The organism is Aliiroseovarius sp. PrR006, from assembly GCF_010500215.1.
Taxonomy (GTDB): Bacteria; Pseudomonadota; Alphaproteobacteria; order Rhodobacterales; family Rhodobacteraceae; genus Aliiroseovarius.
In genome coordinates, this window is sequence record NZ_JAAGOY010000004.1 from 1578049 (window position 1) to 1591873 (window position 13825).

The following is a 13825-nucleotide window of genomic DNA, read 5'->3' on the forward strand; positions in this document are numbered from 1 at the left end:
GTCTGCGTGGCCCGACGTCAAGATGTTAAGTCACTTTACATTGAAGAAATCGGACAGGTCGGCCAGCTGACCGGAAAAGAACGCTTCGGCCTTGGCGTTGGGTTGGCGGATGGCGAAAGCCTCGGCCAGAGGGTCAGGGGCGTGAATGCCCGCGCCTGACAATTCCTCCAGTACGGCGTGGCCGCAGAAGGGCACATAGACCTCGGAGTACCCGCCCTCATGGGCCATCATCACGCGCCCATCGCAGATGTCGCCAGCCAGCTCCATGACCATACGGGTCATCTGGCGGAAGGTGTCGGCAGTGGCCAACATGCAGGACAGCGGGTCGATCACCGCCGCGTCATAGCCATTTGCCACCACGATCACCTCGGGCTCGTGCGCGCGGATGGCGGGCAGGATAATCCGCTCCATCGCCTCGATATAGGTCGCATGCCCCGCGCCCGGAGGCAGCGGAAGGTTCATGTTGGCGCCCTGCCCTTTCCCTTCGCCCCGCACATCCGCGTCGCCCGTATCCAGCGGATAGTTCCGCTCTTGGTGGATAGAGATCGTCAGCACGTCCGGATCATCGATAAAAATCGCCTCAGTCCCGTTGCCGTGATGCACGTCCCAATCCAGCACAACAAAGCGCTTGGCCAGACCCTTGGCCTGCGCATTGCGGATCGCGACGCCAAGGTTGGCAAGCAGACAGAACCCGTTCGGGAAATCCGGCAGACAGTGATGGCCGGGCGGGCGCGACAGGGCATAGGCGTTGTCGACCTCGCCCCGCAGAACAGCCTCCAATGCGGCGACGGACAAGCCTGCCGAGAGCGCCGCGATCTCGAACCCACCTTGGCCGAAGGGGGTGCGCAGGCCCAGCTCGCCTCCGCCCGTGTCCGAGGCGGCTTTGAAATCCGACAGGAAGGATGCGGGGTGGACGCGGGCCAGCGTCTCGATGTCCGCTTCGGCAGCGGTGCGCTGGACCAGTGCGCGCGACAGGCCGGTCACGTCCATCAGGTTCTTCAATCGCCGTTTGGTCTCGGGGCTTTCAGGCAGACCGCCTGCCGCCAAGGGTTGCACCAACCCGCCCACGGGCAGGTTGCCCGCATAGTTGCCGCCCGAATGCCAAAAGCACTTCTCGTCCCAGAAAAACCCTGTCTTGCGCATGCCGCCCTCCATCGTTGCCTGCACAGTGACCCACAGCCCTTGCGCCGTCCAGCCCCGCGCGGCACTCTGCGCCCATGAAGAAGGGCGAGTTGTCATATCTGGCCGAGGAAGGCGCGCGGATCGCGGTGCGGGTCACCCCGAAAGCGTCTCGGAACAAGGTCTCTGTGCGCGATGGGCAAATCCGCGTTCAGACCACAACCGCGCCCGAGAACGGTAAGGCCAACAAGGCGGTTGGAAAGCTGCTGGCAGACGCGCTTGGCATCGCAAAATCGCGCCTTGAACTGGTCCAAGGCGCGACGTCGAAAGATAAGGTGTTTCAGGTCAACGGGTGATCAATGGCCCGCGCGCGGGATCGAGGAGGTGGCATAGTCGCCGTCATCATCGCTCGGGGCATTGCCAAGCGGATCATGTCCAAAGCGGTTCGGACCATCGGTGCCTATCGACGCCCACCAAACGATCAGCACAATGATACCGATCAACGGCACAAGGATCAGCAGATACCACCATCCGCTACGATCGCGATCATGCAGGCGGCGTACGGCCACAGCCAAGCCCGGAAGAAATGTCGCGAGTGAGAACAGGCTGCTGAGTGGTGACAGGGTTTCAGACCCGAGCAGCATAATGTCAACGAGCGTCAGCGCAAATGAACCGATAACGAGAAACAACGTGAACCACCAAAATTCACTGCGAGAAGCTCGGCCTGAAAAGGTGACGTATTTCTGAAAGCACGTCCGAACTGATGTTTGGAAATCCATATTAAATGCCCCTTAGCTGGGATTACTTGCGCCCAATGCGTGGCTCTTCGCCAGAGATGATGCGCGCAATATTCGCGCTGTGGCGGTAGAAAATCAAGGCAGCCAATGCAACTGAAATTAGAACAAGGCTGTTCCAGCCAAACACCAAAGCGATGACCGGCGACAGCGCCGCTGCGACCAACGCGGCAAGCGAGGAGATGCGGAAGATCAGCGCAGTAACCAACCATGTGGCACAAGCGGCCAGCCCCAGAGGGAAGGCCAGCGCCAACATGGTGCCCAGCCAAGTGGCCACGCCCTTGCCGCCCTTGAACCCCAGAAACACCGGGAAGCAGTGGCCAAGAAACGCCATGAACCCTGCCAGTTGGGCGGCGTCTTCGGCAAAGAGAGCGCGGGCCAGCAAGACGGCGGCGCCCCCTTTGCCGGCGTCTCCGATCAGGGTCAGGAATGCGGCGACTTTGTTGCCGGTGCGCAGCACGTTGGTCGCCCCGATATTGCCCGATCCGATCTGGCGCAGATCGCCCAGCCCAAACAACCGCGCCATGACGATACCAAAGGGGATCGAGCCCAGCAGATAGCCAGCGATGGCGACACCAATCAGCAGCGGGAATGAGGTGAGCAGATCAGGCATCTTCGCCCCCAAACACACGTTCGCCGCCAACCCATGTGCCCAGCACTTTGCCCTCCATCCGCGCGCCATCAAACGGCGTGTTTTTGGATTTCGAATTCAGCTTGAAGCGGTCCAGAACGAAGGGCGCATCGGGGTCGAACAGGACCAGATCGGCGGGCCCACCCACGGTCAGCTCTCCTCCCGGTAGGTTGAAGCGGCGGGCGGGGTTCAAGGACAGCGCACGCCACAGCGTCGGCAGGTCGATCAGACCCGCATGCACCAGACGCATCGCAGCGGGCAGCAGCGTTTCCAACGCCACCGCGCCCGAGGCCGCTTCTTCGAACGGCAGGCGTTTGCTTTCCTCATCCTGCGGGGTGTGCATGGAGGAAATTATGTCGATCAGGCCCGAGGCCACGGCCTCGACCATCGCCAGACGGTCGTCTTCGCTGCGCAAGGGCGGCTTCACCTTGAAGAAGGTGCGATAGTCGCCCACGTCCAGCTCGTTCAGGGTCAGGTGGTGGATGTTCACACCTGCGGACACATCGACGCCAGCCGCTTTCGCGCGCTCCAGCGCAGGCAACGATTTCGCGGTGGACAGACTGTCAGCGTGATAGGCCACGCCCGTCATCTCGGCCAGCGCCAGATCACGTTCCAACCCCATCCGTTCGGCCATAGGGGTGACCGCTGGCAGACCGCGCAAAGACGCAAATTTGCCCGAGGTCACCGCCGCCCCCTTCGACAGTTGCGGATCCTGCGGGTGGCCGATGATCAGCGCGCGCAGCGAGCGGGCATAGGTCATGGCGCGGGAATAGACCTTGTTGTCGGTCACCACATGGTCGCAATCGGTAAAGGCAATTGCTCCGGCATCCAGCATAAAACCCATCTCGACCATCTCGCGGCCTTCACGGCCTTTAGTCAGGGCGCCCATGGAATGCACGTTCACAGGCGTCACCTGCCCGGCGCGGCGGGTTACGAAGGACAACGTCTCGGGCGTGTCCACGGCGGGGGTGGTGTCGGGGCGAATGACCATCGTGGTCACGCCGCCCGCCGCCGCCGCCAGACCGGCGGTGCGGAAGCTTTCCTTGTGCCGCTCGCCCGGCTCGCCGATCTTCACACCGATATCCACGATGCCGGGAGCCAGACATTTGCCGCCGCAATCGATGACATCGCCTTCCTCGCCCGCATTCACGCCGGTGATCAGCCCGCCTTCGATGGTCAGGCTGCCAACCTCGTCCGTGCCGGTTTCCGGGTTGATCAGGCGGGCATTGGTGAAGGTGGTGGTCATGTCAGTCTCCTTACGCGCCTCGCGCACGATCAATCGCGGCTTGGGTGGCCTTGGCGTTGGCCTGATATTTCAACATGTATTTGTCGCCGGACAGGGTGACCAACTGAGCCGCGGTGAAGATCACGTTCACCTTGTCGATCGAGGTCAACAGAATGGTGCGCCCATCCGGACCAATCATGCGACGGTTGGTCAGGTGCCACGTAAAGCCCAGCTGTTCTTTGGCGACATAAAGCCCGCGCACGGCGATCGCCGCGACAGAACCAATCACACCCGTCCAAGCATGCGGGTTACCCATCGCCATCAATGCGCCCGAGATCACAAGCGCGCCCAAGGCGGCCAGCATCACATGCTCTTTCACATAGGTCGTTGTATTACCCGAGAATCTGTCGATCAGCGTCTCGCCCGGTTCCAGTTGAGGGGCGGTCTGGCTTTCCAGACGGGGTTCCAGTTCGAACTCTTGCTCAGACATAGACGCCCTCGGCCTTATTCTCGCGTTCCGCCTTCAGATTGCGCGCCAGAAGGTCCATCGCGGCCATGCGCACGGCGACGCCCATTTCGACCTGTTCCTGAATGACCGAACGGTTGATGTCGTCGGCGATGGTGCCGTCGATCTCGACCCCACGGTTCATCGGGCCGGGATGCATGACGATGGCGTCATCCTTGGCGTGAGCCAGCTTTTCGGCGTCCAGACCGTAACGATGATAGTATTCGCGTTCCGAGGGGATGAAGCCGCCATCCATACGCTCGCGCTGAAGCCGCAGCATCATGACGACATCGGCGTCTTTCAGACCCTCTTCCATGTCGTCATAAACCTCGACCCCGAACTGGTCGATCTGGCTGGGCATCAAGGTCGGCGGGCCGACGAGGCGCACGCGGTTTTCCATCTTGCCCAGCAGGATCAGGTTCGAACGGGCAACGCGGCTATGCGCGATGTCGCCGCAGATCGCCACGGTCAGACGATGAAGGCGGCCCTTCTCGCGCCGGATGGTCAGCGCATCCAAAAGCGCCTGCGTCGGGTGCTCGTGCTTGCCGTCGCCAGCGTTTAGAACGGCACAGTTCACCTTCTCGGCCAGAAGGTTCACCGCGCCCGAATGCGGGTGACGCACAACCAGCAGATCCGGATGCATCGCGTTCAAGGTCAGCGCTGTATCAATCAGCGTCTCGCCCTTCTTAATGGACGACGCCTGCATCGCCATGTTCATCACATCCGCACCCAGACGCTTGCCGGCAATCTCGAAAGACGCCTGCGTGCGGGTGGAGTTCTCGAAGAACATGTTGATCTGGGTCAGCCCCGCCAAAGCATCGGAATGCTTGGTGGTCGATCGGTTCATCTCGGCATAGCTGTCGGCAAGATCGAGAACGGTTTTGATCTCTTCCGGGTGAAGCTGTTCGATCCCAAGAAGATGTCGTTGGCGGAATGTCATACGGGCCTCCGTCCTGTGTTCCACGCGCTTATAGGGTTGAGGCGCGGGTTCGTCTATCCCTTGTGTGCATGTGACACCGTCGTCGCGTGTTAGACGCAGGTGGCGCACGAGCCTGGGTGGGTGTGAAGCGCCCTCCCATGGGGGAGGGTCGGGCGCCGCCTGCCTATCGGCAGGCGAATGGGCAGATCCTATTGCCTTGAGTACGTTTACCTTCCCTTGTCGCCCCCGTAAGCTGCGCACATGGAATCGGCACAAGACTGGCACAGCGCAAAAGCGCTTTTGGAATGGCAGATCGAGCTGGGCGCGGTGGATGCAATTTCCGACGCCCCGGTGGATCGCTATGCCCTGGCCCCATCTGAACCGAAACCTGCCCCCAAAGCCCAAGCATCCGCACCGGTCGAGCTACCCAAACGGACCGCCCCGACACCGCCGCCTGCTGAGCCCAAGATCGACTATGTTGCGCTGGCCAAACAGGCCGCCGCAGGGGCGCAGGATCTGGACGGGCTGAAGGCCGCGATGAAGGCTTTTGATGGCTGCGAATTGAAGAAGGGCGCACGCAATACGGTGATCTCTGACGGCAACCCCGCCGCGCGCGTGATGATCATCGGCGAGGCTCCGGGCCGGGACGAGGATATCGAAGGCCGCCCCTTCGTGGGCCGCGCCGGGCAGCTTCTGGACAAGATGTTCGCCGCAATCGGCATGGGGCGCGATGTACCCCTGTCGAAAGATGCCGTTTATATAACCAATGTCATGCCCTGGCGTCCTCCGCAAAACCGCGATCCTAGCCCCGAGGAAATGGCCATGATGGTCCCCTTCCTTGAGCGTCACGTGCAGCTGGTCGCGCCCGAACTGATCGTGTTGATGGGCAACACGCCCTGTCAGGCCATCCTCGGCAAGCGCGGCATCACCCGGCTGCGGGGCAACTGGGACAGCCATTGGGGCAAGCCGATCATGCCGATGTTCCACCCCGCCTATCTGCTGCGCAACCCCACCGCCAAGCGCGAGGCATGGGCGGATCTGTTGGAAATCCAAGCAAAACTGAACGAGGGCTCATAGCCCACCAAAGACACAGGCCACACCATGTCCAAGATCCCCGCCGACAACCAACGCGAATTCATCCCCGTCCGCATCGCGGTTTTGACCGTGTCTGACAGCCGCTCGATGGACGAGGACCGTTCGGGCGACACCTTGGTGAAGCGGCTCGAAGGGGCTGGGCATCTACTGGCTGATCGGAAGATCATCCGCGACGAACGGGGAGAGATTGCGGATCAACTGCGCGCTTGGTCGCTGGACCCCGAGATCGACGTGGTGATTTCCACCGGCGGCACAGGCCTGACGGGCCGCGATGTCTCGGTCGAGGCGCATCGCGATGTCTATGAAAAGGAAATCGAGGCCTTTGCGACTGTTTTCACCATCGTCTCGATGAAAAAGATCGGTACCTCGGCCGTGCAAAGCCGCGCCACAGGCGGCGTCGCCAACGGCACGTACCTCTTTGCACTACCCGGCAGCCCCGGCGCCTGCAAAGACGCGTGGGACGAAATTCTGGTGCATCAACTGGACTATCGCCACCACCCCTGCAATTTCGTCGAAATTTTTCCGCGTTTGGACGAACATAAGCGACGGAAGTAATCCACTCATCCGTTTGATCCGTATGGATCATATGGACCGACGCTATCGCAGCTGTGACCACACGCCGCTTGCCCCGGCTTGTGGCGCAGGTCAGGATAGCAACGGATGAGACGGAGAGATGTATGCGATTTCTGGGACGCAGCCTGATTGGGCTTTTCCTGTTGGCTGCCACAATCGGCCTTTTGGCGATGGCTGGACTGATGGTGCAAACGGCCTTTAAGGCGCGCGCGGATCGCGACAACGCGGCCCCGTCGGGGCGCGAGCGGGTGTTTTCGGCCAATGTGGTCACGCTGGAGCCCGCGACCATCACCCCCATCCTGTCATCTTTCGGGGAACTCGCCACACGCCGGGGCTTGGACATCCGCGCCCGCGCCTCGGGCACGGTGGTCGAAATGTCAGACGCCTTCGTGAACGGCGGGCAGGTCGAGGAAGACGCGCTTCTTCTGCGTATCGACCCGACCGACTACAAAGCCGCGCTGAGTTTGGCCGAGACAGACCTGACCCAAGCCAAGGCTGAACTGCGCGATGGGACGGCCGCTTTGGATCTGGCGCGCGATGATCTTGCGAATGCCCGCCGTCAGGCCGATTTGCGCGATGCCGCATTGGCCCGTCAGAACGATCTTGTTGAGCGGGGTGTCGGCACCGAAGCTGCTGTTGAAAACGCCGCGCTGGCGGCCTCTACCGCTGCACAGGCCGTGCTGGGCAAACGGCAGGCAGTCATCACCGCCGAAGCCCGCGTCGCCACGGCCGAAGCCTCCCTATCTCGCCGCGAAATCGCCCGCGACGAAGCCCAGCGCCGTCTGGACGAGACCGAAATTCGCGCCGCATTCGCAGGCACCCTGACCGACGTGACTGTCCTGCGTGGCGGGCTCGTTACCCCGAACGAAAAGCTGGCGCGCTTGGTCGACCCCAACAAGCTCGAGGTCGGCTTCCGTGTCTCGACCGCGCAATATGCACGGCTTTTGGCCGATAACGGCGCATTGGCAGACCTGCCCGTAATGGTCCGGCTGGAAGCCACCGGCGTGGACCTGACCGCCACGGGCCGCGTTGACCGCGAAAGCGCCGATGTGGGTGAAGGGCAGACGGGCCGGATGCTTTTTGCCAATCTGGACGCCACGCCGGGCCTGCGTCCGGGGGATTTCGTGACCGTTGAACTGTCCGAGCCGCCGCTGGACCAAGTGGTGCGTCTGCCCGCGACCGCATTGGACGCCTCGGGCAACATCCTGCTTTTGGGCGAAGGTGACCGGCTGGAAGGCGCGCAGGTGACACTTCTGCACCGCCAAGGTGACGACGTTCTGGTCCGTGCGTCCGGCCTGAATGGGCGCGAGGCGATTACCAAGCGCAGCCCGGTTCTGGGCGAAGGCATTCGCGTGCGCCCTGTGCGCGACGGCAAACTGGTCCCGGAAACCAAGCCCGAAATGGTTGCCCTGGACCCCGCCCGAATTGCGCTGTTGAAAAGCTTTGTGGAAAGCAACACACGGATGCCCGAACCCGCCCGCGATCGCATCCTGCGCCAGTTGGACGAGGGCGAACTGCCCGCTGACACGCTGGCGCGGCTTGAAAAGCGCATGGGGAACTAAGTTATGTCTCCGGCCACCGGCATCCTGTCTTATTTCACCCGCCACGCCACGGTCGCCAACCTGCTATTGGTGATTCTTATGGCACTTGGCATCGCCAGCTATCCGCAGATGCGGGCGCAATTTTTCCCCGATGTTGTGGTCGAGACTGTCTCGGTCAACACCACATGGCAAGGCGCAGGCGCCGAGGATGTAGACACCGCAATCGTCCAAGTGATGGAGCCTTCGCTTCTGGCTGTTGACGGTGTGTCCAGCGTCAGCTCGCGCGCCTTCGAAGGCCGCGCAAACATAACGATGGAGTTCGAACCCGGCTGGGACGTTAATCAGGCTGCTGATGACATTCAGACGGCGGTGGATGAAATCACCGACCTGCCCGAGGACGCCGACACCCCGAAGGTTCGGCGCGGCGTGTGGCGCGACAGCGTGACGGACGTGGTGATCTCGGGGCCTGTGGCCATTGAACAGCTGGGCCGCTTTGCCGATGAAATGGTAATCCGCCTGTTCGAACGCGGCGTGACGCGCACCTCGATCCGGGGCTTCGCCGCCCCGCAAACCGTGGTCGAGGTCACGTCCCTGTCGCTGATCAAGAACGACGTAAGCATGGCTGAGATTGCTCAGGTTATCTCCGGCGCCGTCAGCACCAACCCAGCGGGCAATGTCTCGTCCGGCGCGGCAAGGGTCCGCACGGGTGATCCCAAGCGAACGCCGGATGACATCGCCGCACTGGTCCTGCGCGCCAATGCGGACGGCTCGAACTTGACCATCGGTGACGTCGCGACCGTGCGCGTCGAAGGCGTGAACCGCAACCGCTCTTATTTCGTGGGCGACGATCCGGCGATGGCGCTGAACGTCTCGCGGTCCGCCCAAGGGGACGCGATCGAGCTGCAAGAGATCGTCGAGGAAATCCGCGCCGAAATGCTGGAAACCCTGCCCGAAGGGGTCGAGATCGAGCTGATGCGTACGCGCTCTGCCCTGATTTCTGCCCGCCTGAAGATGCTGACCGAAAACGGGCTACAGGGACTGGGACTGGTGCTGCTTCTGCTCTTCCTCTTCCTGAACGCCCGCACCGCGTTCTGGGTTGCTGCCGGAATCCCCGTGGCCATGACCACCGCCGTCTTCCTGATGTACATGTCCGGGATCACGATCAACATGATCTCGCTTTTCGCGTTGATCATCACGTTGGGGATCGTCGTGGATGACGCCATCGTGGTGGGCGAACACGCGGATTTCCGAGCGCGCAGGTTGGGTGAAAGCCCCTTCACAGCTTCTGAGAACGCGGCGCGACGGATGTTCCCGCCGGTTTTCTCGGCCACCCTGACCACGATCATCGCGTTCTTCGGTCTGACTTCGATTGGTGGTCGGTTTGGGGATCTGATCACCGACATTCCCTTCACCGTGATCGTGGTGCTGGCGGCATCACTGATCGAATGCTTCCTGATCCTGCCGCACCACATGGCGCATGCGTTGACACATACAACGAAAGAACACTGGTATGATTGGCCGTCGCGACAGGTGAACAAAGGCTTCCGCTGGGTGCGAGACAACGGATTCCGTCCGCTCATGGCGCTGGTGATCAAAGCGCGCTATCCGGTAATTGCCGCGACCATCCTGATCCTCGCCAGCCAAGTGTCGGTCTTCATTCGCGGCGATCTGACCTTCCGCTTTTTCAGCGCGCCCGAGCAATCCACCATCACCGCCAACTTCGCGATGGCCGAGGGCGCAACCCGTGCTGATACCCGTGCCATGCTGGACAATGTGCAGCGCGCCGTGGAAGCCACCACCGCTCAATTCGAAACAGAATACGGTGCGGACCCCGTGGCCAGTGCGCTAGCACAAATCGGCGGCAACGCGGGGCGTGGCCTATCCGGCGTAGACAACAAGGATGCTGATCTTCTTGGGTCCATCGTGGTCGAACTGATCGATGCCGACCTGCGCCCCTATTCCACGTTTGAACTCGTCTCGGCCCTACAAGACGAGATCGTGAACCATCCGCTGCTCGAGGTTCTGTCTTTCCGCGGTGGCCGGTTCGGTCCGGGCGGAGACAGCCTTGACGTCGATCTGTTCGGGGCGACCTCGGAGGCCTTGAAGGCCGCTGCCGAAGACCTGAAAATGCAGCTAATCCAATACCCCGAAGTGTCAGCACTGGAAGACAGCCTGAGCTATGATAAGGAAGAGCTGGTTCTGGATCTGACCGCGCAAGGCAAGGCGCTGGGGTTCACCATTGATGACCTCAGCCGCGTCTTGCGCAACCGCCTGAACGGGGTCGAGGCCGCGACGTATCCCGACGGCACGCGGTCCGCTGAAATCCGGGTCGAAATTCCGGATGGCGAACGCTCGGCCGATTTCCTTGAGCGGATGCAACTACGCACGCAGGCGGGCGATTATGTCAGCCTCGCGGATCTGGTGTCTGTCCAGACACGACAAGGGTTTGCTACGGTTCAACGTGAAAACGGCATTCGGATGGTCAATGTCTCGGGTGATATCAGCGAAGACAACGCAGCCCGCGCCGAAGAGATCCAGCGCACGATCGAGACCGAGATCCTGCCCGCGCTGGCCGAGGTCCACTCTATCGAATATCGCATCGGCGGGTTGGCCGAACAGCAAAGTGATTTCCTGTCGGATGCGCGCACCGGTCTGATCTTGGTGCTGCTGGGAATCTTCCTGACGCTCGCGTGGATTTTCTCAAGCTGGACGCGGCCTTTGGTGGTGATGTCGATCATTCCCTTCGGGCTGGTTGGGGCGATCTACGGCCATGTGCAATGGGGGGTCCCCCTGTCCATGTTCTCGGTCGTGGGGCTGATCGGGATGACGGGGATCATCATCAACGACTCCATCGTGCTGGTCACCACCATCGACGAGTACGCAAAGGAACGCGGGATTATACCAGCCATTATCGAAGGCACCGCCGACCGCCTGCGCGCGGTGATGCTGACCACAATGACCACGGTTCTAGGGCTGATGCCGCTGCTCTATGAAACCTCGCGGCAGGCGCAGTTCCTGAAACCCACGGTGATCACGCTGATCTATGGGCTTGGGTTCGGAATGTTTCTGGTGCTGCTGATCGTGCCATCGCTGATCGCTATTCAGACTGACATCGGGAAGATGCTGGCCACGTTGCGGCGTCTCTGGCACGGGCGCGGGCGCGCTGCAGCCAAACCGGCAGTGCGCGTCACCGGGCTGGCTGCGGGCGCGATGCTGCTGGCATTTGTTGGATCCATCGCGATCTGGGGCGCCACCAACGGCGCGATCCTGCGTGCGGTCATAATGTGCGGCACAATAGCGGTGATCAGCATGGCCGCGGCCTATGCCAGCCAGCGACGCGCAGGGTGATGAAGCCAAGTAGGGGCGCTGCCCCTCGCGGCTGCCGCCGCTCACCCCGGGATATTTGAGACAAGAAAAAGAGAGGGGCCGCCCTCTCTTTCAAGCTGTCGCTTTTCCTTGTGCGGTCATCGGCGTCCCCGCCTGTACCGCCCCTTCACACTATGGCCCGGGGGTTAAGAATTGGTTTTCGCGCTTTTCTAGTTGGAAAATATCCCCGCCGGAGGCATCAAATCTACCGAGCGCAGCGAGGCCACCCCCAACCGGGGAACATGCCGTCAGGCATGGCGCACGGGCGGGAGGGTTTAGTCGAACGTCCCCGTCACGCGCCCGAGAAGCATGAAGGCCCGCGCAGTGCGGGTGTCTGCCATCGCCGCCAAATCTGCATCCGAAGCGTTCTTTTCGAACTGCGCATAGGTCTGGTCAAAGCGGCGTAGGAAATGGTGGGCCGTATCGCGGAATACCGGATCTTTGCGCATCCGCCCAGCGGTCAACGCCAAGGACGAGCGGTCACGAACCCCACCCAACGCGGCAATCTCTTTGCCGCGTTCACCAGCTGCAAATTTGCGCCAGACTTCGGGGCGGGCGCGGTCAGGGCGCAGGTCATCCATGTAGATGCCATCCTGAGACATCAGCGTCAGAATATCTTGCGCGGCCTGCACCAGCCCCGCCACCTGACGATCTTCAAGGGCGCGGCGCAGGGCGCGGAACCCTTCAGCGTCCTGCGCGTGTTCGGGGAAATGCATCGCGCGGATGAAATCCTCGATCGACAGCGGCGGGATCATGTCCTCTGCCGGGGTGCCAAGCTCGAGCTTCGTTTGATCCACCGGATCTTTCGGCGCTTCCTCAGCCCCCATAGCAGGCGCAATCGGAGCTGGGTGTGGGTTGGTCAGGCTGGGCATGCCGGGGCGAATCGACACAAAGGTCGCCAGCGCCGTTTCTGTCCGGCGCGAGACCTTGGCGATCTCTTCCAGCTTTTGTTCCACCTTGGACGCCTGCGCGCCAGGGCCGCCCATGCTTTGTTGCTGCTGCAGATACGCCGTGCGCATCCCGTCGATCGCCGCTTTCAACCGAGTGCTTTCCTGACGCATGATCCGGGCCGAGCGCATCGCGGCAACGGCCACCCAGATCATTGCAACAGGCATGGCAATGGCAACCACGACCATCACGAAGCGCAACGGATCAAATCCGCCCTCCGACGGGCCGGTGCCCAGTACCATGAAGAACATCGCACAGGCGGCCAACCAGACGAAGGACAGGGCAAGGCCGATTACTTCGGCCACGCTGAGCGAAGAAGCCTCGTCCAGCAGCTCTAAAGGTGCAGTACCTTTAGGGGCACGTTGCTTGGCGTCCTTCTTCTGGGGCTTGTCTGCCACGTTCAGATCCAGTCGATATTCAGGATTTCATAGGCTTTCTCGCCACCCGGCGTGCGCACTTCGACGCTGTCGCCTTCTTCCTTGCCGATCAGGGCACGGGCCAAGGGGGACTTGATGTTCAATTTGCCATTCTCGATGTCGGCTTCGGGTTCGCCGACAATCTGATAGGTCTTCTCTTCGTCGGTGTCTTCATCAACGATGGTGACGGTCGCCGAAAACTTGACTGTGCCAGACATGTTCGCGGGGTCGATCACTTCGGCCAAAGACAGAATGCCTTCCAGCTCTTTAATGCGGCCTTCGATGAAACCCTGCTTTTCGCGGGCCGAGTGGTACTCGGCATTTTCTTTCAGGTCACCAAGCTCGCGCGCGGTGGCAATCGCCTCGATGATCGCGGGGCGTTCTACAGTTTTCAGCTGTTTCAACTCGTCATTCAGCGCGGTGTGGCCCGCGCGGGTCAAAGGTATTTTTTCCATCAAACCTGTTCATTTATTGTCGCCCGGCACCGAGGCACCCGACAGCGTGGTCTCATTACGGCTCGGTCAGGTCGAAAATCTAGCAATCCGGCGCGATTTGCAACGCCCTTGTTGGTCTGCGCGATTGGATCCGAAAAGGGCCATTCCAGCCCTATACGGTGTGTGTCAGCGCAAACAACGCCGCGGCACCGCAAATTTGTCGGAAACACCCCCTTGTAACGTCGTGTCCTGATTGACC

The 13825-nt window shown here is 61.5% G+C and carries 13 protein-coding genes; 5 read left to right on the top strand and 8 right to left on the bottom strand.

Going from position 1 to position 13825, the window contains the following annotated elements; all coding sequences use genetic code 11:
* Positions 1-30 precede the first annotated feature (30 nt).
* Positions 31-1143: a class II histone deacetylase gene (locus G0Q00_RS07745; RefSeq protein ID WP_163038383.1), complete on the bottom strand. Its 1113-nt coding sequence runs from the start codon at positions 1141-1143 to the stop codon at positions 31-33.
* Between the two features lie 74 nt (positions 1144-1217).
* On the opposite strand from G0Q00_RS07745, the gene G0Q00_RS07750 reads away from it, so the two are divergent.
* On the top strand, positions 1218-1475 hold the full coding sequence (locus G0Q00_RS07750; RefSeq protein ID WP_163037911.1) for a DUF167 domain-containing protein: 258 nt from the start codon (positions 1218-1220) through the stop codon (positions 1473-1475).
* Here G0Q00_RS07750 and G0Q00_RS07755 read toward each other — a convergent pair whose 3' ends face one another.
* Genes G0Q00_RS07755 through G0Q00_RS07775 form a run of 5 tightly spaced genes read right to left on the bottom strand, consistent with a single transcriptional unit; the run spans position 1476 to position 5214 of the window.
* Positions 1476-1898, bottom strand: a complete 423-nt coding sequence (locus G0Q00_RS07755; RefSeq protein ID WP_163037913.1) for a DUF805 domain-containing protein — start codon at positions 1896-1898, stop codon at positions 1476-1478. It lies immediately after the preceding gene.
* A 22-nt stretch (positions 1899-1920) separates the two neighbouring features.
* The gene (gene plsY / locus G0Q00_RS07760) at positions 1921-2526 is read right to left on the bottom strand and encodes a glycerol-3-phosphate 1-O-acyltransferase PlsY (RefSeq protein ID WP_163037915.1); all 606 of its coding nucleotides are present in this window, start codon (positions 2524-2526) and stop codon (positions 1921-1923) included.
* Entirely contained in the window at positions 2519-3790 is a 1272-nt protein-coding gene (pyrC, locus tag G0Q00_RS07765; RefSeq protein WP_163037917.1) for a dihydroorotase, read from the bottom strand. The genes plsY and pyrC overlap by 8 nt, the downstream gene beginning before the upstream one ends.
* Positions 3791-3800: 10 nt before the next feature.
* Positions 3801-4259, bottom strand: a complete 459-nt coding sequence (locus G0Q00_RS07770; RefSeq protein WP_163037919.1) for a hypothetical protein — start codon at positions 4257-4259, stop codon at positions 3801-3803.
* Positions 4252-5214: an aspartate carbamoyltransferase catalytic subunit gene (locus tag G0Q00_RS07775; RefSeq protein ID WP_163037921.1), complete on the bottom strand. Its 963-nt coding sequence runs from the start codon at positions 5212-5214 to the stop codon at positions 4252-4254. Before G0Q00_RS07775 ends, G0Q00_RS07770 begins: the two co-directional genes overlap by 8 nt.
* A gap of 240 nt (positions 5215-5454) precedes the next feature.
* Between G0Q00_RS07775 and G0Q00_RS07780 the strand changes: the two genes are divergently transcribed.
* From G0Q00_RS07780 to G0Q00_RS07795, 4 genes are all read left to right on the top strand, one after another.
* On the top strand, positions 5455-6270 hold the full coding sequence (locus G0Q00_RS07780; RefSeq protein ID WP_163037923.1) for a uracil-DNA glycosylase family protein: 816 nt from the start codon (positions 5455-5457) through the stop codon (positions 6268-6270).
* 24 nt (positions 6271-6294) lie between these two features.
* Complete coding sequence (moaB, locus tag G0Q00_RS07785; protein ID WP_163037925.1) at positions 6295-6843, top strand: molybdenum cofactor biosynthesis protein B; 549 nt, start codon at positions 6295-6297, stop codon at positions 6841-6843.
* A gap of 122 nt (positions 6844-6965) precedes the next feature.
* Complete coding sequence (locus tag G0Q00_RS07790) at positions 6966-8423, top strand: efflux RND transporter periplasmic adaptor subunit (protein ID WP_163037927.1); 1458 nt, start codon at positions 6966-6968, stop codon at positions 8421-8423.
* A gap of 3 nt (positions 8424-8426) precedes the next feature.
* Positions 8427-11750: an efflux RND transporter permease subunit gene (locus tag G0Q00_RS07795; protein ID WP_163037929.1), complete on the top strand. Its 3324-nt coding sequence runs from the start codon at positions 8427-8429 to the stop codon at positions 11748-11750.
* 293 nt (positions 11751-12043) lie between these two features.
* Here the strand turns inward: G0Q00_RS07795 and G0Q00_RS07800 are convergent, their stop codons facing one another.
* The gene (locus tag G0Q00_RS07800) at positions 12044-13114 is read right to left on the bottom strand and encodes a hypothetical protein (protein WP_370458551.1); all 1071 of its coding nucleotides are present in this window, start codon (positions 13112-13114) and stop codon (positions 12044-12046) included.
* Between the two features lie 2 nt (positions 13115-13116).
* A complete protein-coding gene (greA, locus tag G0Q00_RS07805; protein WP_163037931.1) occupies positions 13117-13587 on the bottom strand; it encodes a transcription elongation factor GreA in 471 nt (156 codons plus the stop codon).
* Positions 13588-13825 lie beyond the last annotated feature (238 nt).

Excerpts from the sequence above, each read along its gene's own strand:
- moaB (WP_163037925.1), top strand. The coding sequence starts at position 6,295 with ATGTCCAAGATCCCCGCCGACAACCAACGCGAATTCATCCCCGTCCGC.
- G0Q00_RS07780 (WP_163037923.1), top strand. The coding sequence starts at position 5,455 with ATGGAATCGGCACAAGACTGGCACAGCGCAAAAGCGCTTTTGGAATGG.
- G0Q00_RS07795 (WP_163037929.1), top strand. The coding sequence starts at position 8,427 with ATGTCTCCGGCCACCGGCATCCTGTCTTATTTCACCCGCCACGCCACG.
- G0Q00_RS07745 (WP_163038383.1), bottom strand. The coding sequence starts at position 1,143 with ATGCGCAAGACAGGGTTTTTCTGGGACGAGAAGTGCTTTTGGCATTCG.
- G0Q00_RS07790 (WP_163037927.1), top strand. The coding sequence starts at position 6,966 with ATGCGATTTCTGGGACGCAGCCTGATTGGGCTTTTCCTGTTGGCTGCC.
- G0Q00_RS07770 (WP_163037919.1), bottom strand. The coding sequence starts at position 4,259 with ATGTCTGAGCAAGAGTTCGAACTGGAACCCCGTCTGGAAAGCCAGACC.
- greA (WP_163037931.1), bottom strand. The coding sequence starts at position 13,587 with ATGGAAAAAATACCTTTGACCCGCGCGGGCCACACCGCGCTGAATGAC.
- G0Q00_RS07750 (WP_163037911.1), top strand. The coding sequence starts at position 1,218 with ATGAAGAAGGGCGAGTTGTCATATCTGGCCGAGGAAGGCGCGCGGATC.
- pyrC (WP_163037917.1), bottom strand. The coding sequence starts at position 3,790 with ATGACCACCACCTTCACCAATGCCCGCCTGATCAACCCGGAAACCGGC.
- plsY (WP_163037915.1), bottom strand. The coding sequence starts at position 2,526 with ATGCCTGATCTGCTCACCTCATTCCCGCTGCTGATTGGTGTCGCCATC.
- G0Q00_RS07755 (WP_163037913.1), bottom strand. The coding sequence starts at position 1,898 with ATGGATTTCCAAACATCAGTTCGGACGTGCTTTCAGAAATACGTCACC.
- G0Q00_RS07775 (WP_163037921.1), bottom strand. The coding sequence starts at position 5,214 with ATGACATTCCGCCAACGACATCTTCTTGGGATCGAACAGCTTCACCCG.